The 18,158-nt window shown below is 70.3% G+C and carries 13 protein-coding genes; 8 read left to right on the top strand and 5 right to left on the bottom strand.

The features are described from left to right. The first annotated feature begins 13 nt into the window (after positions 1 to 13). Positions 14 to 454, top strand: coding sequence for a GNAT family N-acetyltransferase (locus tag ATL45_RS13990; protein ID WP_093151579.1), 441 nt, complete (start codon positions 14 to 16; stop codon positions 452 to 454). Between the two features lie 71 nt (positions 455 to 525). Here the strand turns inward: ATL45_RS13990 and ATL45_RS13985 are convergent, their stop codons facing one another. Then, complete coding sequence (locus ATL45_RS13985) at positions 526 to 984, bottom strand: nuclear transport factor 2 family protein (RefSeq protein WP_246025335.1); 459 nt, start codon at positions 982 to 984, stop codon at positions 526 to 528. A gap of 265 nt (positions 985 to 1,249) precedes the next feature. Here ATL45_RS13985 and ATL45_RS13980 point away from each other — a divergent pair, with 265 nt between their 5' ends. Then, positions 1,250 to 2,491 carry a nitric oxide synthase oxygenase gene (locus ATL45_RS13980; RefSeq protein WP_246025334.1) on the top strand — a complete coding sequence of 414 codons (1,242 nt, stop codon included), beginning with the start codon at positions 1,250 to 1,252 and terminating at the stop codon, positions 2,489 to 2,491. Positions 2,492 to 2,849: 358 nt separating this feature from the next. Here ATL45_RS13980 and ATL45_RS13970 read toward each other — a convergent pair whose 3' ends face one another. Both ATL45_RS13970 and ATL45_RS13965 read right to left on the bottom strand, forming a co-directional pair. Further along, entirely contained in the window at positions 2,850 to 5,084 is a 2,235-nt protein-coding gene (locus tag ATL45_RS13970) for an ABC transporter permease (protein WP_246025333.1), read from the bottom strand. Next, positions 5,081 to 5,788, bottom strand: a complete 708-nt coding sequence (locus ATL45_RS13965; protein WP_093151101.1) for an ABC transporter ATP-binding protein — start codon at positions 5,786 to 5,788, stop codon at positions 5,081 to 5,083. Before ATL45_RS13965 ends, ATL45_RS13970 begins: the two co-directional genes overlap by 4 nt. A gap of 207 nt (positions 5,789 to 5,995) precedes the next feature. Here ATL45_RS13965 and ATL45_RS13960 point away from each other — a divergent pair, with 207 nt between their 5' ends. From ATL45_RS13960 to ATL45_RS13945, 4 genes are all read left to right on the top strand, one after another. Further along, complete coding sequence (locus ATL45_RS13960; protein ID WP_093151096.1) at positions 5,996 to 7,831, top strand: sensor histidine kinase; 1,836 nt, start codon at positions 5,996 to 5,998, stop codon at positions 7,829 to 7,831. Further along, on the top strand, positions 7,828 to 8,478 hold the full coding sequence (locus ATL45_RS13955; RefSeq protein ID WP_093151093.1) for a response regulator transcription factor: 651 nt from the start codon (positions 7,828 to 7,830) through the stop codon (positions 8,476 to 8,478). Before ATL45_RS13960 ends, ATL45_RS13955 begins: the two co-directional genes overlap by 4 nt. Before the next feature lie 253 nt (positions 8,479 to 8,731). Continuing rightward, positions 8,732 to 10,369: a ribosomal protection-like ABC-F family protein gene (gene abc-f, locus ATL45_RS13950; protein ID WP_093151088.1), complete on the top strand. Its 1,638-nt coding sequence runs from the start codon at positions 8,732 to 8,734 to the stop codon at positions 10,367 to 10,369. A gap of 250 nt (positions 10,370 to 10,619) precedes the next feature. Continuing rightward, positions 10,620 to 11,951: an amidohydrolase family protein gene (locus ATL45_RS13945; RefSeq protein WP_177241948.1), complete on the top strand. Its 1,332-nt coding sequence runs from the start codon at positions 10,620 to 10,622 to the stop codon at positions 11,949 to 11,951. Positions 11,952 to 12,205: 254 nt separating this feature from the next. Here the strand turns inward: ATL45_RS13945 and ATL45_RS13940 are convergent, their stop codons facing one another. Next, complete coding sequence (locus ATL45_RS13940; protein WP_093151085.1) at positions 12,206 to 12,889, bottom strand: SDR family oxidoreductase; 684 nt, start codon at positions 12,887 to 12,889, stop codon at positions 12,206 to 12,208. 170 nt (positions 12,890 to 13,059) lie between these two features. Here ATL45_RS13940 and ATL45_RS13935 point away from each other — a divergent pair, with 170 nt between their 5' ends. Together ATL45_RS13935 and ATL45_RS13930 are read left to right on the top strand one after the other, a co-directional pair. Beyond that, positions 13,060 to 14,322, top strand: coding sequence for an MFS transporter (locus ATL45_RS13935; protein WP_093151568.1), 1,263 nt, complete (start codon positions 13,060 to 13,062; stop codon positions 14,320 to 14,322). A 311-nt stretch (positions 14,323 to 14,633) separates the two neighbouring features. Continuing rightward, positions 14,634 to 15,905, top strand: coding sequence for an MFS transporter (locus ATL45_RS13930; RefSeq protein WP_246025332.1), 1,272 nt, complete (start codon positions 14,634 to 14,636; stop codon positions 15,903 to 15,905). 101 nt (positions 15,906 to 16,006) lie between these two features. Here the strand turns inward: ATL45_RS13930 and ATL45_RS13925 are convergent, their stop codons facing one another. Continuing rightward, complete coding sequence (locus tag ATL45_RS13925; RefSeq protein WP_093151563.1) at positions 16,007 to 18,001, bottom strand: PhoX family protein; 1,995 nt, start codon at positions 17,999 to 18,001, stop codon at positions 16,007 to 16,009. Between the last annotated feature and the right edge of the window lie 157 nt (positions 18,002 to 18,158).

Here is an 18,158-nt window from a genome sequence, read left to right as displayed (position 1 = left end):
TAGCGTGACGCCCGTGGTGAGCTGGGATGTTCGAGCGGCTTCGGAGGTCGACGTCGAGGCGGTGGCCGAGCTGCGCGCCGTGGTGCTGCGGGCGGATCTGGAACGGCTCGGCCGGTACGACGAGCAACGCGTGCGGCAGCGGCTGCGCGACGGGTTCGACCCCGCCTGCACCCAGGTGATCGAAGTGGACAGCGCGTTCGCCGGCTGCGTGGCTCTGCGACCGGCCGAGGACGCCCACTGGCTGGAGCACTTCTACCTCGCCCCGCGCCTGCAGGGCAGTGGCATCGGTTCGGGCGTGCTGCGCCTGCTGCTTGAGCAGTGCGACCGCGATGGGCTCCTGGTGCGGCTGAACGTGCTGCAGGGCAGCCCGGCGCTGCGGCTGTACGAACGGCACGGGTTCTTCATCGAGTCCGAGGATCCGGTGGACATCTTCATGGCGCGCCAGCCCGCCTGAGCGCCTGGCCGTGGCTGCCCCGGGCAGCCGGTGACTGCCCGGGGGATTCGTTCGCGTGCCGCGAGTTCGGTTCAGCGATGCGGCGTTGCCTGCTCGGGCGTGCAGGCTGCGGCTATCGCCGCGGTGTCCCAGTAGAACGGCCGGACCTCGGCGATCCGGTCGTCCCGGATGGTGATCGTTTGCAGGATCGGGAATTCGAGCTCGCGGCCGGTGGCGCGGGAACGGGCCCGCACCTGGGTGAGCACCACCGCGGTCCCGGTGTCCTCGTCGGTGGCGACGAGCTCCTGCTCGACGAACTCGAACACCGCCCAGGTCCCGCTCATCGCGGCGAAGAACCGCTCCAAGTCCGCGTGGCCGCGCCAGATCCCGCCGTAGGGCAGCGCTTCGGCCTGGTGCAGCACGACCTCCGACGAGAAGTGCTCGGCGAGAGGTTCGAAGTCGGCGTTGCCGGGCCCGCCCGCCAGCAGGTACTCGGCCTCGGCCGCGTACATGCGCTTCAAGATCGTCTTGGTGTTGCTCTGATCGGTCACAGCACCCAGCATCGCCGTTGCGGACTCCGGCGGCTGGCGTCTTCCGGACCTCGCGGTCGCTCCTGGTGGCGGCGCAGCGAGCCGTCCGGCAACGAAGATCAACAGATAACGATTCGCTTGATTGAGCGATCAAGTTCAGATGCATACTGGCCGACGCCGTTCACGTCCGGTTGTCATGGCTACGATCGTGGCCAGGAATTTCACCGGAAAGAAGAGTGCCGCTGGAGTGACGAGTAAGCGCCGATCGCGACTACGTTTCCGGCCCGTGACGGTTACCCGTGATGAAGTGATCCCGATCCAGCAACGGCCGCCCGAGCAAGCCCTGGACGTTGCGTGCGAGGTCGGCGAGTCCGGCGACAGCCCTTCTTCGAGCGCGCTCGTGCGGACGGATCCGACCACGGACGTCTCAGCCGCCGAGGAGTTCCTGCGTGCCTTCCACGACGCACACCCGAAGGCCGGGTCGCTCGCCGAACGGCTGACCGAGGTGCGTCGCTCGATCGCCGCCACCGGCACCTACCGGCACACCGGTCCCGAGCTCGCCTACGGCGCGCGAGTCGCGCTCCGCGACAGCGGCTGGTGCACCAGCGGAGTTCCGTGGCGCCGGCTGAAGGTCCGCGACCTGCGCGGGCTTCGCAACGGCTCGGCCATCGCCAGCGAGTGCTTCGAACACCTCCGGCTGGCCACCAACGCCGGCCGGATCCAGCCGCTGGTCACCGTCTTCGCCCCGGACTCCCCCGGCAACCCCGGCCCGCGCATCTGGAACGAGCAGGTGGTGCGCTACGCCGGTTATGCGATGTCCGGCGGCGGAGTGCTCGGCGACGCCCGCTACAGCGGCTTCACCGCGGAAGTCCAGCGGATGGGCTGGAAACCGCCGGTTCAGCGCGGCCGCTTCGACCACCTGCCGCTCGTGGTGGAAACCGCCCACGAGGGCATCAAGCTGGTCACCCTGCCCCGCGACGTGGTGCAGGAGGTTCCGCTGGAACACCCGGAACACCCGTGGTTCGCCGAGCTCGGACTGCGTTGGCACACCGTGCCGCTGATCAGCAATATGCAGTTGGACATCGGAGGAATCCGCTACCCGGCCGCGCCGTTCAACACCTGGTTCGTCGGAACCGAGATCGGCACCCGCGGACTGGCCGACGAGAACGCCTACGGGATCACCAGGCACGTCGCCGAACGGCTGGGCATGGACACCTCCACCGAACGGACCCTGTGGCGGGACCGGGCGATCGTCGAGATCAACCGGGCCGTGCTGTACTCCTTCGACTCCGCGCGGGTCACGATCACCGATCACCACAGCGAAGCCCTGCACCGACTGGCCTGGCTGCGCTCCGGACAGCGCCCCAGCACCTCCCGGCCGATGTTCAGCGTCACCAGGGAAGCGAACCGGCGTGCCCGGCGGGGAGCACCGCGTGACTTCCAGTCCCCCGCACCGAGGCAACCGCGCTACGACGAGCTGTCGCGGCTGAACCGGCGCTGCCTCGGGACCGATCCATCCGCCGAGTGACCGCCTCGTCGGCGCTCTGCCGCGGCGCGAAGCGCTCCAGCAGGTCCGGCAGGACCGAGCTGATCGACATGAGCAGCAGCACGGCCACTGCGAGGACGCCTCCGATGATGGAAAAGATGGTGGTGACCATTTCAACCCCGACCTTCCTGGCTCCCGGCGCTCCGCTGCTCGCGCCCTTCCTCGTTGACACCACAAGCTTCTCCTCTTCCAGGGGGTCGGCGGATCGGTCAGGTGGCCGGGCCGGCTGACCGATCGGCCAGTCCCGTGCGGTGCCTGACTGGCCGATCGGCTGGCCGGGCACATGCGTGTGCGGGCACGGCCGTTCCCGACCGTGCCCGCACACCGACCTGCCGTTGGTCTACTCCTCGCTGATGCGCTCCGCGCTGATCCGGCGCAGCATCGGCCCGCTGCTGGCGGACGCGATCACCGCGACGGCCAGTCCGATGACCACCGGCGCCAGGAGCCAGCCGCTGAGCACCACCGGGTAGTCACCGAACAGCGTGAAGATCCCAGCTGCGACCGCGGTCCCTGCTACGCCCGCCCCGATCGTCGCGACCAGCGCAGGCAGCGCGGATTCAGTGCGCAGAGCTCGGCTGAGCACCCGGACCGGGGTACCTGCGGCGATCAGCGCGGCGAAGGTCTTCCGCCGGTCGACCACCGACGAGGCCGCCGTGATCGCCGCACTGCACCCGGCCAGCAACGCGGTCAGCCCGAGCCCGATGGCGGTGACCCGCTTGAGGTCGCCGAGCAACAGCTGCTGGTCGTAGAGCCGCAGCTCACGGCTGTTGAAGCTCTCCCCCGGCACAGCGGCCGCGAGCACCGTCCTCACCTTCTCCCGGTCCGCATCGTTCGCCGGGTTCACCGCCAGCGTCGATTCCCCCTCCGGGAACCCGGGCACCAGCGCGGGATCGACCAGCACCGTGTAGTCGAGGTCCGGATCCTCGTTGGCACCCAGCGGGCGAATCGGGACTTCCCCGGACAGCACGATCGACGGAGTTTCGTCGAAGGTGGCGCCCGCCAGCGGGGATGCCTGCACCTTCAGGCCCGAGCTGGGCAGCTGCTGGGACGCGGCGGCCCGGATCGCGGGTGGCCCGGCGCAGTCCCCGACGTTGATCCGGGTCAGCGCCGCCGCAGCCTGGCAATCGATCACGAGCCCGGAGACGGTCTGCCCGTCGGGCGCTTCCAGGAAGATCTTCTCAGTGCTCGCCACCGTCGCGGCTGTTCCGCTGGCGGCCAGCCCGTCCCTGATGCGCTTTTCCTGCTCAGCGGCCTGCGCCGCCGGGACGTCCACGTAGAGCACCGTGTCCTTGAACGAGCGGCCGCCGCCGGCGAACGCCTCGAAGCTGGGGAGCAGGGTCAGTGCCATCGTCCCGACGAACACCGCCAGCACGATGCCCGACACCGAGCGATAGGCGGCCTTCGGATCGCTGCTCAACCGCCTTCCGGCCAGCAGCACCGACGGTTTCCGCCACGCGGCGGCGAACAGCGAACCGAGCGTCCCGGTCAGCCATGGTCCGATGATGGACGCCGACAGCAGCACCGCTGCCAGCGAGGCGAGCAGGACGCCCATGCCGCCGGTCTCCTCGGCCGTGTAAAGCCCGAAGAGGAAGAACGCGCCCACGGCGACCAGCAAGAGCAGGCGCCACGCCTTCGGTCGCTTCCGCGTGTGGCTCATCGCCGCGCCGAGCGGCGTGCGGACCACCCGCCGCAGGCCCAGCACCGCGGCCAGCACGACCAGCGTCGGGATCAGCACACCGACCAGCGCGACGATGACCACCGACGGGGTGAAGTCACTGGCCAGCCAGGTGCCACCGCCCCACGGGACCTGCGTGCCGAGGTAGCGCAGCGGCCAGCTCAGCAGCAGCCCCACGACCGTGCCCGTCACAGCGGCGACGGCCGTCTCGGCGGTGACCACGCCGATCACCTGCCCGGGAGTGGCTCCGGCCAACCGCAGCGCGGCCAGTCGGCGTTCCCGTCGTGCTGCGGTGAGGCGGGCGGCCGAGGCGACCAGCACCATGCTGGGGATCGCCAGCAGCACGATGCCGACTCCAGCCAGGATGTCCAGCATGAGGTCGCTGTTGCCGACCGCCAACGCGCCGGCCAGCTCTGCCTTCTCCGCGGCCTCCGCCACGTCCAGCGCCCCGGGTGCGTGCCCGACGATCGCGACCAGCTGCTCGGGGAACTTCAGCGAGCTTTCGTCGATCGTGCCGACCACCTGGCCCGCGAACCGGTCGGCGAGTGTCTGGTCCGGATGCTGCTCGGCCAGTTCGGCCAGTCGCGGGGACAGCAGCACCTCGCCGGGGCCGGGGTAGTCCGGCGCCCCGCTGCCCGGCTCGGCCCGGCCGGAGACGTCCAGCCGCACGATGGGATCGTTCTGGAAGAAGTCCCGGTTGGCCATCGTCACACCGGACTCCGTCACCGAGCCTTGCTGCCATTCCGACCGCGCCAAACGGGCTTCCGTCGCGTTCGGGAGGGTCGCCAGGAACAGGATCAGCGCGGTGGCCACCGCGACTCCCGCGGCGGTGAGCACGGCGGACAGGCGGCTGCGCGAGTCCACGCGCAGCACCCGCAGCGCCAACTGCACCGGATTCATGCGGCCATCACCCCGCCGGCGATCAGCCCGTCGCGGATCTCCACGACCCGGCCGGCCTTGGCCGCCAGTTCGCGGTCGTGCGTCACGATCACCACTGCCGCGTTGGTGGCGGCAGCGGCGGCGAAGAGCGCATTGGTGGTCTCCTCACCGGTGCGCGTGTCCAGTGCGCCGGTGGGTTCGTCGGCGAAGATCACCTTCGGCTGGTGGGCGAGCGCCCGCGCGATCGCGACCCGCTGCGCCTGACCACCGGAGAGCTCACCGGGCAGCCGGTCCTCCATGCCGCCGAGGCCGAGCCGCCCGAGCCAGTCCCGCGCACCGGCCATCGCCTGCTTGCGGTTGGCGCCGGCCAGCAGCAGCGGCAACGCCGTGTTCTCGGCCGCGGTCAGCTCGCCGACCAGCATGCCCTGCTGGAAGACGAAGCCGAACTCGTGCCTGCGCAGCGCGCTGCGCTTGGCCTCGCCGAGCTGGTCGATGCGGTGCCCGTCGAGCAGGACCTCCCCGCCGTCCGGGCGCAGGATGCCGGCCAGCACGTGCAGCAGCGTGGTCTTACCGGATCCGGACGGCCCCACGATCGCGGCCACCTCACCGGCGCGGAGGGAGATGTCCACCCCGGCCAGCGCGCGGTACGCGCCGTAGTTCTTCACCAGCCCCCGTCCCACCAGGAACGGATCTCCGGGCCGCTGCGCGGCCATGGGAGCCGACATGTCTTCCTCCTGCTCGTGCGCACTGCTCTGGGTGATGGGGCGCCGCTGGGGGCGGGCCGCCGCGATGTCATCAAGACTGGTCGGCGGGCGCAGATTCCGGATCGGCCTGCGGGCCGCTGATCGTGCGCCGGAGGTCGGCCGATCGGCCAGGTTGTTCAAGCCGATCGGCCAAGGCGCTCGACAAGGCGCAGGGACTACCGTTTCGGCGTGAGCAGTTTCGCGACGCCCAACGAACCCGGACCGGACGCGCCCTGGTGGCACCGGTTCGGCAGCTTGCTGCGCGAGCAATGGATCTTCGCGGCGTTGCTCGGCCTGGTGCTGTGCGGCGACGCGCTGGCGCTGGTCAGCATCGGCGGTTACCAGCGCGGCGGGCCGCTGATGATCCCCGGCATCGTCGCGATGGCGCTGCTCGCCGTCCTCGGCAGGCGGTCCCCGGTCCGATGTGGACTGCTCGCGGCCCTCGCGCTGGTCGGCGACACCGCGGTGCTGGTGCTGACCCGCTCGGAGGTCTACCACCTCGGTCTTGCGGAGATCCTGCCGACGGAGAACGCCGCCGGGCTGCTGCTGGTCCTCTACCTCTTCCGGGCCAGCTCGCTGCGCAAGGCCATCCCGGTCACCGCCGTGCTCGTGCTGGCCTGCCTGGCCTCGGTCGTGGTCCGGATGAAGGTGGCGACCTATTCGGACGGCGACCTGGAGTCGACGCTGTCCTTCGGGTTCCTGCAACTGCTCCTGGCCACCGGCACCGGCCTGTACCTGCGCGGGAACTGGCCCGGCCGGAGCCGCTTCCAGGACTCCCCGATGCAGGGGCTGCTGCGGCGCCAGTGGCCGGTGATGGCCGCGCTGAGCATCCTGCTGTTCCTGGAGTTCAGCAAGAACGACAACCTGAGCTTCCTGTCGGGCCTGGTGGTGCTGCTCAGCGGCTTGGTCATGGCGGTGCTGGCCACGTTCGCCCCGATGCGGCCCACCGAGTCCGCCTACCTGGGCGCGGCGACGATGCTGCTGACGACCCTGGTGATGCAGGTGCTCGGGCTGACCGGCAGCCGGGGCAACATCCTGGGACCGGTGTCCCTGGCGGCGACCGGCGCGGGCATGCTGCTGGTGACCTACGTGGTCCGCCACGCGGAGACCCGGCGTGCCATCCAGGCCACCGCCACGCTGGTCGTGGTGACGTTGCTCTCCGTGTTCATGACCCCGAGGTACCGGAACGATCTCTACGAGTACGACCCGGGCAACACGAGCGAGCTAATGCCCGCGGTGTTCATGGGCGGGCTGCTGCTGGTGATCTCGGTCGGCACCGGGATGTACTTCCGCGCCAGGGACGAGGAGCGCGCCCGGACGGTGCACTCCGCGGTGGAGAGCGCGCAGCAAGCGGAGCGGATGGCCCTGGCCCGCGAGCTGCACGACGTGGTGGCGCACCACGTCACCGGCATCGTGGTGCAAGCGCAGGCAGCGCAGATGGTGGCCGAGAAGAACCCGAAGGCCGCGACCGACGCGCTCGCGCGGATCGCGGAGAGCGGCACCGAGGCGCTGACCGCGATGCGGCGGCTGGTGGGCAGCATGCGCAGCACCGAACCCGCCGGGGCTTCGGCCGCGACGGAGCAGGCCACCACCGACCTCGAAGCCGACCTGCGGGCGCTGGTGGAATCGGCCCAGCGCCAGCCCACGGAGCACAGCCGCCCACCGCGGGTGGACCTGCGGGTCGACCTGGTGCACCGCCCGGTTCCGCAGGAAGTGGCGCGGTCCGCGCTGCGCGTGGTGCAGGAATCCCTGACGAACTCGGAGAAGCACGCGTTGGACGCGAGCTTGGTCCAGGTCAAGGTGTGGGCCGACCACGAGAACCTGTACACGTTGATCACCGACGACGGCTCGGGGGTGCGCCGCCAACCCGTCGGTGGGTCGGGGGGATACGGTCTCGTCGGGATGCGGGAGCGGATCGAGTTGCTCGGCGGCAGGTTTCACGCCGGGCCGGGCGAGCACGTCGGTTGGCGGGTCGAAGCCGAGCTGCCGCTGGAAGACCAGAGCGGAGATGAGGGGCAGCGATGATCCGGGTGCTGATCGCCGACGACCAGGAGCTGGTGCGCGCCGGGTTCCGAATGATCCTGGAATCCCAGGACGACATCGAGGTGGTGGCCGATGTCGCCAACGGGGTGGACGCGGTGCGGGTCGCGCGGGAGAAGCGGCCGGACGTGTGCCTGATGGACATCCGCATGCCGGGCATCGACGGCCTGGAGGCGACCAAGCAGCTGGCCGGCCCCGAGGTGACCGATCCGATCAAGGTCGTGGTGGTGACCACCTTCGACCTGGACGAGTACGTCGACCGCGCCTTGCGCAACGGCGCGAGCGGTTTCCTGCTCAAGGACGCCGGTCCCACGTTGCTGCTCGAAGCCATCCGCGCCGCCCAGCGCGGGGACGCGCTGGTCTCACCGCAGATCACGGTGCGCCTGCTCAAGCACTTCTCCCAGCCGCAGGCGCAGCGGCGAGCGGTCCCGGACGTGGATCTCACCGAGCGCGAGCTCGACGTGGTCCGGGCGACCGCGCGCGGTCTGACCAACGGTGAGATCGGGCAGGAGCTGTTCATGTCCCTGTCCACGGTGAAGACCCACCTGGCCTCCGCGCAGAGCAAGATCAAGGCGCGGAACCGGGTGGAAACGGCCGCGTGGGCCTGGCGCAGCGGTTTGATGGACGACTGATGAGGTCGGCGGCCGGAAAATGAGTCCGCATCCCGGGCTGCCTGCTGTTAGGATCCCGGGCTGCGAGTGAGGCGTGAACGAAGGAGTGGCAGTGGCAGGGGTAGGGGACGACGACATCTCCGGGTGATTCCCGGGAGTGATCGGCCACGGGGAGGCGCGGGGCGCCGCCGCGGTGGCTGATTCGTCGCGTCACGTTTCCCCATTCCACATCGGGTCGCTTCAACGCGCCCGCATCACTTCCGAGGGCTCTCGCATGTCCGAAGCGTTCATCACGTGCTCCAACCTCTCCTTCTCCTGGCCGGACGACACCCCGGTGTTCGAGAAGCTGTCGTTCACGGTGGGCACCGGCCGCACCGGGCTCGTCGCGCCCAACGGCGCAGGCAAGTCCACCTTGCTCAAACTGCTCGCGGGCGAGTACCGGCCCAGCGGCGGAACCGCGTCCACCCGCGGCGTTCTCGGCTACCTGCCGCAGACCCTCCCGCTCGTCGGCGACCTGTCCGTCGCCGAGGTGCTCGGGGTGTCCGCGGTGATCGAGGCCTTGCACGCGGTCGAATCCGGCGATGCCGCCGAAGAGCACTTCACGACCATCGGCAACGACTGGGACATCGAGGAGCGCACCCGCGTCCAGCTGGACCGGCTCGGCCTGTCCGACGTGCAGCTCGACCGGCAGCTGCACACCCTCAGCGGCGGCCAAGTGGTCTCGCTGGGCCTCGCCGCGCAGCTGCTCAAGCGGCCCGACGTGCTCCTGCTGGACGAACCGACCAACAACCTCGACGGCGATGCGCGACGCCAGCTCGCCGGAGTGCTCGAAGAGTTCAACGGCTGCTTGCTGCTGGTCAGCCACGACCGGTCGCTGCTCGACCGGATGGACCGCATCGCCGAGCTCAGCAGCGGTGAAATCCGCTTCTACGGCGGGAACTTCACCGAGTACGAGGAAGCGGTCCGCGCCGAGCAGGAGGTCGCGGAGAGGAACGTCCGCAACGCCGAGCAAGAGCTCAAGCGCGAGAAGCGCGAGATGCAGCAGGCCCGTGAACGAGCTGCGCGGCGGGCCAGCAACGCAGCCCGCAACATCGGCAACGCGGGCCTGCCGAAGATCGTCGCGGGCGGTTTGAAGCGACGTGCGCAGGAGACCGCGGGCAAGGCGAACGAGATGCACGCCAGCCGGGTCGACGAGGCCAAGTCCCGGCTCGACGAGGCGAGCCGTGGGCTGCGGGACGAGCAGAAGATCGCGCTGGAGCTGCCCGGCACGCGCGTCCCGGCCGGTCGCGTGGTGTTCGTCGGCGAAGGGATGCAGATCAGCCGAGGTGGACGTGCCCTCTTCACCGGGGAGGGCGCCGACCTGGCCATCAAGGGCCCCGAGCGGATCGCGTTGACCGGCCCGAACGGGGTCGGGAAGTCCACGCTGCTGCGGCTGGTCGAGGGCCAGCTGGAGCCGGAGCACGGCCGGATCAAGCGGGCCGACGGCCGGATCGCCTACCTCTCCCAGCGGCTCGACCTGCTCGACCTCGACCGCACGGTGCTGGAGAGCCTGGTCCAGTTCGCGCCGAGGATGCCGGAATCGCAGCGGATGCACCTGCTCGCCCGCTTCCTGTTCCGGGGAGCCCGGGTGCACCTGCCGGTCGGTGCGCTGTCCGGTGGTGAGCGGCTGCGCGCGACGCTGGCCTGCGTCTTGAACGCGGAGCCCGCGCCGCAGCTCCTGCTGCTCGACGAGCCCACCAACAACCTGGACCTGGTCAGCGTCGGTCAGCTGGAGAGCGCGCTCAACGCTTACGAAGGCGCGTTCGTGGTGGTCAGCCACGACGAGCGGTTCCTGTCGGGGATCGGGGTCGATCGCTGGCTCCGGCTGGACGGCGGCCGCCTGATCGAGACCGGACCACCCGACGCGGGTTGATCGCCGTCACCCCTCCGGGGTCGGCCGGTCGGCCCGTCGGCCTTTCGGCAATGACCGATCGAACGAGGACGGCTGGCCTTTCAGCCGAGGTCATGGGCCTGCGGGTTCGCGACTCTGGAGTCATGACGAAGCGAACTCAGGACACCGTTCTCGTGGCAGTGCTGACCGGCATCGCGGGCTTGGCGGGGGTGATCATGATGCTGCTCATGAGCAGCTTAGGAACCGGATAGGCGTCCGGCAGAATGCGGGCATGTCGATCGCACTGCGCCTGCACGCACCGCTGGTCCTGCCCTGCGACCCGGGATGCTCGGTCATCCGGGATGCGGTGGTGGACATCGATGAGACCGGCCGCATCGCGTACTGCGGGCCGCGCAGTGCTGCGCCGGAACGTCCGAACGACGCGGACGTCCGGGAATGCGGCGGGATCCTGCTGCCGGGCCTGATCAACTCGCACGCGCACAGCCCGATGACGCTGCTGCGGGGGATGGGGGGCGACCTTCCGCTGCTGCGCTGGCTGCGCGAGGTGATCTGGCCGGCCGAAGCGAGGCTCCGCTCATCGGACATCCGGGCGGGCATGGAGCTCGGGTGCGTCGAGATGCTGCGGAACGGTGTCACGACCAGTGCCGAGATGTACTTCGACGGTGAGGCGGTGGCCGGTGCGGCCCTCGCGGTCGGCTCGCGCGTGGTGTGCGCTCCGGCGGTGATCGCCACTCCGGAGCTGGACAAGCTCGGCGGCTGGCAGGGCATGGTCAACGGCATCGACCGGTGGATCGACGCCGACGGGCTGCGGTTCGGCCCCGGTGACCGGGTGGAGCTCGCCTACGGCCCGCACTCGGCGTACATGCTGCCGCCGGAGGCGCTGCAGGCGATCGGGGAGTCCGCGCAGCAGCGCGGGGCGCTGGTGCACACGCACGTGGCGGAGACCCTCGCCGAGGACATCGAGCAGCGAAAGCAGTTCGGTTCGGTGCCCGAGCTGCTGGAGAAGCTCGGTGTGCTGGACGGCCGGGTGCTCGCCGCGCACGCCGTGCACCTGTCCAATGAGGACATTGAGTTGTTCGCACGCCGCGGGGTCGGGGTGGCGCATTGCCCCGGTTCCAACGCGAAGCTCGCTTCGGGGACGGCGCGGCTGGTCGACCTGCTGGCCGCCGGCGTCCCGGTCGGCCTGGGCACCGACGGGCCGTCCAGCAACGATGACCTCGACCTGTGGGAGGAGGTGCAGTTGGCAGGACTCTTCGCGCGCACCCTGAGCGGTGACGCCAACGCGCTGAGCGCCGGCGCGGCGCTGCTCGCCGCCACCCGGGGCGGAGCGGAGGCGCTGCACCGGGACGACATCGGCTCGTTGGAAGCGGGCCGGTGGGCCGACATCGTGCACCTCGACGTCGACAACCCGGCGTTCGCCACCGGACTGGACGTGCCGGACGAGCAGATCCTGGCGAACGTGGTGTGGGCGGCAGGTTCGCGTTGCGTCCGGGACGTCTGGGTCGCGGGTGACCGCGTGTTGCGCGACCGGGAACCCACGCAGGTGGACCGCCGCGCAGTGCAGGCGGCTGCCCGCACTGCGGCGCAACACGTCCGCGGCTGAAGCCGTCTCCGCGGGCTGAGCGGGGTGTCACCGCGCCTGGCCCGCGAGTCCCGGGCTGACGTCCGGACGCGTCGCAGCGGCCGGACGCCCGGGCAGGCGAGCCGTCCACCGTCGAACCAGGTTCCAGCTCTTCGCGGTACCTGCGCACTGCGGTGCACCCGCGCGAACGCGGACCTCAGCACTCGGCCGGCGGGCCCCAGCACCGCCGATCTTCGTCAGGCCGACGCTGAGGCCCCGCTAGCGCAGGTGCGCGGTCAGGACGGCCGGATGACGATCTCGGTGAGGTGGGCGTCGGCGCTGGCGCGCACGGCGGACACGATCGGGCCGGCGACCGACTCGGGACGCAGGTAGTGGTCCGGCTGGAACTCGGCGCCCTCCTGCTCGCGGATGCCGCGCTGCATGTCGGTGGCGGTCCGGCCGGGGAACACCGAGGTGACCCGCACGCCGTTGGCCGCTTCCTCGGCGCGGAGCACGTCGGCGAAGGCGCGCAGTGCGAACTTGCTCGCGGCGTAGGAGCCCCAGTTCGGCTTCGCGGACAGCCCGGCGCCCGAGTTGACCAGCACGACGTGGCCCTTGCTGGCGCGCAGCGCGGGCAGCAGGAGGCGGGTCAGCTCGGTGACCGCGAACAGGTTCAGCTCGAACGTGCGTCGCCAGGAGTCGCTGGTGGCATCGGCGACCGAAGCGAGCTCGACCAGGCCGGCGCTGTGCACCACGACGTCCAGCCGGTCGATGTCGGCGGCCGCGGCAGCGACGGCGTCGTGGTCGGTCAGCTCGACCGGCCACGGCTTGGCGCCGGGGAGCTCGTCGACGAGTGCTTGCAGCGCGTCGGCGTCGCGCCCGCCCAACAGCAGGTCGTGCGTGTCGGAAAGCGAGCGGGCGACGGCGGCACCGATACCACGTGAGGCACCGGTGACCAGGGCAATTGGGCGTTCGGGCATGCCTCAACGGTAACGTCGGCGGGTCGCGGCGCAGTCACCGGCTGTCCCAACCAGCGGGCAGGGCCTTGACCCATCAGGGGGATGGGACTTAGGTCACTCGCGTGAGCGGAGTCGAGGAAGCCCCTGCCGCGGTGCAGAACCGCATCCTGCGCAAGGTCGCAGTGCGGTTGATGCCGTTCCTGTGCCTGCTGTACTTCGTCAACTACCTGGACCGGGTCAACATCGGCTTCGCCGGCCCGAACGGGATGAACGACGAGCTCGGCCTGACCGCGACGCTCTTCGGCTTCGCCTCGGGCATCTTCTTCATCGGCTACCTGGTGCTGGAGGTGCCGAGCAATCTCGCGCTGCACCGGTTCGGGGCGCGCAAGTGGCTCGCCCGCATCATGATCACCTGGGGCGTGGTGGCGACCGTGATGGCGTTCGTGCCGAACGCCACGACGCTGGTGGTGCTGCGCTTCCTGCTCGGCGTGGCCGAGGCGGGGTTCTTCCCCGGCATCATCCTGTACCTGACGTACTGGTTCCCGGCGGCGCAGCGGGCGAAGGCGGTCGCGCTGTTCATGACCGCCGTGCCGGTGTCCAGCGCGATCGGCGCCACCGTGTCGAGCGTGCTGATCACCAGCGGCGAGGGGATCTTCGGCCTGTCCGGCTGGCGGTTCATGTTCCTGGTCGAGGGCGTGCCCGCGATCCTGCTGGCCTTCGTCACCTGGTTCTACCTGACCGACCGGCCGTCGGAGGCGAAGTGGCTCACCGCTGAGGAACGCACCTGGCTGACCGATCAGCTGACGGCCGAGCGCGAGCAGACCGAGGCCAAGCACAGCTGGCCGCTGCGCAAGGCGCTGACCCACCCGCGGATCCTGGCGCTGGCGTTCGTCTACTTCGGCATCGCCTACGGCCTGTACGCGCTCGGGTTCTTCCTGCCCACCATCATCAAGGGGTTCGAGCAGCAGTACGGCACCGAACTGTCCACCATGGAAACCGGCTTGATCACGGCGGTCCCCTACGTGATCGGCGCGGTGGCGATGGTGCTCTGGAGCACGCACGGCGACCGCAAGCGGGAACGCGTTTGGCACGTCGCGCTGCCGCTGCTACTCGGCGGCGTCAGCATCCCGATCGCCCTCTACCTGGGCAACCCGTTCCTGGCGATGGTCGCGGTGACCGCCTGCGCGGTCGGCGTCTGCTCCGCGCTGCCGACGTTCTGGGCGCTGCCCAGCAACTTCCTGGCCGGTGCTGCGGCCGCGGGCGGTATCGCGCTGATCAACTCGCTGGGCAACATCAGCGGTTTCGCCGCGCCCTACATCACCGGCGCGCTCAAGGACGCGACCGGCTCCCAACGCACCGGCCTCTGGGTGGTCGGCATCGTGATGATCGCGGCGGCCGTCACCGTGATCGCGCTCAAAGCGGCCCCTCGCACCGAATCCTCCGACCAGAACTGACCCGACGCAGCCGCGAAAACCGCTGCGCGGCACCACCGAAAAATGCCGCGACCGCGCACCGCCTCCCCTGCTAGCCTCCGCGGCATGTCCAGTGCTTCTGCTGCGGCCGCGGCCGCTGTGACCCGCACGCCCCGCTTCTAGCGGCGGCGCGGTCCTGCTGAACGTTCCGTCGCTTCGCGTCCAGACCGAAGCGGCTCTCTTGTGCTGCTCGGATTCGCATCGAGCAACGGAGTTCTCTCTTGCACGCGGACATTCCCGTCCAGCGCCGGAACACCGGCGCGCGGCCCTGGCTCCTCCTGAGTTCCCTGGCCATGCTGCAGTTCCTGATCGCCGTCGACGTCACGGTGGTCAACATCGCGCTTCCCTCGATCGGGGCTGAATTCGGCGTCGACGCGCGCGGGCTGACCTGGGTGGTCGTCGGCTACGCCGTCACCGGCGGCGGCCTGCTCATGCTCGGCGGCCGGTTGAGCGATGTACTCGGCCGGCGGCGGATGCTGCTGGTCGGCACCACGGTGTTCGGCGCGGCTTCGCTCCTCGCCGGCCTGACGCAGACGTTCCCGCTGCTAGTGGTCGCGCGATTGCTGCAGGGTGCGGGCGAAGCGCTCGCCCTCCCTGCTGCGATGGCGATGATCGTGCTGACGTTCCCCGAAGGGCCCCGGCGCACCCGCGCGCTGAGCGTGTGGGCGGCGGTGGCGAGCTCCGGTCTGGTGCTCGGGTTCGTGCTCTCGGGCGTCATCACCGAGCTTTTCGGCTGGCGGTGGATCTTCCTGGTCGCCGTCCCGTTCACCGCCTACGTGGTCGGCGCCGCCCTGGTCCTCGTCCCTGCGGACCCGCCGGGCGAGCGCAAGGAGCTGGACCTGCCCGGAGCCGCCCTGCTCACGGCGGCTCCCCTGCTCTTCGTGCTCGGAGTCGTCGATGCGCCGATCGCCCTGATCGGCGCGGTGCTCGCAGCCGGGCTGTTCGTCGTCGTGGAGCGCAAGGCGGCCAATCCGCTGGTCCCGATGTCGTTCTTCCGCAACCGCACACGGGTGCTGGCCAACATCGCGACCGCGCTGCTCAGCGCCGCGCTGTCCACGTCGTTCCTGCTGTTCACCTTCCAGCTCCAGCAGCGTGCGGGGCTGACACCGTTCGAAGCGGGCGTGGCTCTCCTGCCGCTGGCCGTGGCGCTGGTCGCGGCCGTGACGTTCGTGCCCCGCGTCGCCGGGCGGTGGGGCGCGCGCACCTGCGCCGTCATCGGCATCGCCTCGACCGCGGGCGGGATGATCGCCATCGCGGCGGGTGCGCAGTTCGGTGCCGGTGCGGTCGAGACGATCCCGGCGATGGTGCTGATCGCCGCCGGGATGGGCTTCGGGCTGGTCGGGCTGCAGCAGGCGGCGGTCACCGGCGTCACCGATGACGACGCGGGAGTCGCGTCGGGCGTTCAGCGCGCCGCCGACCAGCTCGGCGGTTCCTCGGGCGTCACGCTCTACATCGGAATCGGGTTCGCACCCGCGCTGGCCGGCGTCGACTCCTTCGCCGTCAGCTGCGCGCTGGCCCTGGTCGGGCTCGCCGCGGCCGCGCTGATCGCCTGGCGCATCGACTGAGGCAGACCGGGCAGGCGGCCACCGCCGCCTGCCCGGTCCCAACAACGCAACGAGGGCCCCCGGTCGCAATGCCCGGAGACCCCCGCGCTCGCAAGGTGAGATCAGCGGCGGCCGATCTCACCGCCGTCCTTGCGCCAGACCGCCACGACCGACGGACGCGGCTGCGAGTTGCCACCGTCCGGCCAGTGCGATGCCGGGTTGTCGGCGCTCGCGTCGTCCAGCTCGCCCGGGTGCTGCACGGACACGGTCACCAGGTCGTCCCGGACCACCGGGCCGCAGGTCTCCGCACCGTTCGGCACCGTCAGGAACTGCTTGACGAAACCGCGCTCCGGGCCGTCCACCGGCACCGCGAACAGGCCGTCGTTGCTCTTCAGCGCGTTGCCGTCGGTGGAGATCCACAGGTTGCCGTGCCGGTCGAAGGCCACGTTGTCCGGGCACGAGATCGGGCTGACCTGCGACTTGTCGAAGCCGCCGAAGTAGGTGCCCGCGTCGTTCGGGTCTCCGCACACCAGCAGCAGCGTCCAGCGCAGCGAGGTGCCGGTGGCGTCGTCGTCGATCTCCAGCACGTGGCCGTGCTTGTTGCCGACCCGCGGGTTGGCCTCGTCCGGCGCGGCGTTGCCGGTCGAACCGCGGTTGGAGTTGTTGGTCAGCGCGCAGTAGATGCGGCCGTTGACCGGGTTCGGCTCGATGTCCTCGGGCCGGTCCATCTTCGTCGCGCCGACCTTGTCGGCGGCGAGGCGGGTGAAGATGTAGACCTCTTCGGCGGTGAAGCCGGGCACGAACGACTTGTTCCCGCTGGCCAGCGGGATCCACTCGCCGGTGCCGTCGAAGGCGCCGTCGGAGGGCAGCTTGCCGGTGCCGTCGATCTCGCTCTCCGGGCTGTTGCCGGTGAACTTCGCGACGTACAGCGTGCCGTCGTCGAGCAGCGTCATGTTGTGCCGGCGGGCGTGGGCGCTCTTGCCGCGCTTCATCTTGCCGTTGGAGACGAACTTGTAGATGTAGTCGAAGCGCTCGTCGTCACCGGAGTAGGCGATCACCCGGCCGTCCTCGGCGACCTTGACCGCCGCGCCCTCGTGCTTGAAGCGGCCCAGCGCGGTGTGCTTGACCGGCGTGGAGTTCGGGTCGTGCGGGTCGATCTCGATGACCCAGCCGAAGCGGTTGGCCTCGTTCGGTTCCTGCGCGAGGTCCCAGCGCTTGTCGAAGCGCTCCCACTTGCGGTTGCTCGTGGCGCCCTTGAGGCCGTAGCGGGCCAGCCGTTCCTTGGCCTTCGGGTCGGTGATCGAGTCGGCGTTGGCGAAGTACTGGTTGAAGTTCTCCTCGCCGGACAGGATCGTGCCCCACGGCGTCATGCTGCCCGCGCAGTTGTTCTGCGTGCCGAGCACCTTGGTGCCGGTCGGGTCGGCGGAGGTCTTGAGGTGGTCGCTGCCCGCCGCCGGGCCGCGCATCTCGAACGGCGTGTTCAGGGTGATGCGGCGGTTGTAGCGGCTCGGCCGGACCTTGAGGCCGCCGTTGCGCTCCCGCTCGGTGTAGACGACCGACAGGCCGTGCGCCGCCCACGCGATGCGCACCTGCTCCTCGGTCGGGTTCTCCTCGTCGTAGCCGAGGAACATGTGCGTTTCGGTGGTGTACTCGTGATTGACCACCAGCAGGTTCCGCTTGCCGCTGCCGTCCAGCGGGACCAGCTCGGCGAAGTCGTTGTTGTAGCCGAACTGCTGCTCCTGCGCAGCCGCGGTCTGGTTGTTGAAGTCGAACTCGGGAGCACCGGGCACCACCGGGTCGCCCCAGCGGATGACCACGCCCTGCTCGTAGCCCTCAGCGGTGACCACGGCGTCCTCGGTGTTCGGGGCGACCGCGGTGAAGTCGGTTCCCGGAACGACCCGCTGGCCGTGGCCCGGACGGCGCACCGGCGCCGGAGCGGCGGCCGCGGTGCCGGACAGAGCGGCCGCGCCGCCGACTGCCAGCGCGAAGGCACCGGTGGCCTTCAGCGCGCCGCGACGGCTGAGCACGCTCTCGACGATGTCGCCGAAGTAAGAGTTGTCCGAGGTGTTGGGGGCTTCGTGCGCGCAGGCGTTGCCGCACCGGTACTTGCAGGTCACCGAGGAACGGTTCGCGGAGTGGTGGGGAAGCAGCGGAAGCGGGATGACCCGCCCGTTGTCCGGTCGGGGAGACAAGCGGACCTCCAAATGCACATCGGGAACACCCGGACATTAGGTCGATCAGGCGATGGTTCCCGTACGCCAAGGTGAACAGCGG

Origin of the sequence: Saccharopolyspora antimicrobica (genome assembly GCF_003635025.1) — a bacterium.
Classification (GTDB): Bacteria; Actinomycetota; Actinomycetes; order Mycobacteriales; family Pseudonocardiaceae; genus Saccharopolyspora; species Saccharopolyspora antimicrobica.
The sequence above is the reverse complement of the archived record's forward strand: the minus strand, read 5'-3'. Positions and strand labels throughout refer to the sequence as shown.

Excerpts from the sequence above, each read along its gene's own strand:
- abc-f (WP_093151088.1), top strand. The coding sequence starts at position 8,732 with ATGTCCGAAGCGTTCATCACGTGCTCCAACCTCTCCTTCTCCTGGCCG.
- ATL45_RS13945 (WP_177241948.1), top strand. The coding sequence starts at position 10,620 with ATGTCGATCGCACTGCGCCTGCACGCACCGCTGGTCCTGCCCTGCGAC.
- ATL45_RS13955 (WP_093151093.1), top strand. The coding sequence starts at position 7,828 with ATGATCCGGGTGCTGATCGCCGACGACCAGGAGCTGGTGCGCGCCGGG.
- ATL45_RS13935 (WP_093151568.1), top strand. The coding sequence starts at position 13,060 with ATGCCGTTCCTGTGCCTGCTGTACTTCGTCAACTACCTGGACCGGGTC.
- ATL45_RS13965 (WP_093151101.1), bottom strand. The coding sequence starts at position 5,788 with ATGTCGGCTCCCATGGCCGCGCAGCGGCCCGGAGATCCGTTCCTGGTG.
- ATL45_RS13970 (WP_246025333.1), bottom strand. The coding sequence starts at position 5,084 with ATGAATCCGGTGCAGTTGGCGCTGCGGGTGCTGCGCGTGGACTCGCGC.
- ATL45_RS13930 (WP_246025332.1), top strand. The coding sequence starts at position 14,634 with ATGCTGCAGTTCCTGATCGCCGTCGACGTCACGGTGGTCAACATCGCG.
- ATL45_RS13940 (WP_093151085.1), bottom strand. The coding sequence starts at position 12,889 with ATGCCCGAACGCCCAATTGCCCTGGTCACCGGTGCCTCACGTGGTATC.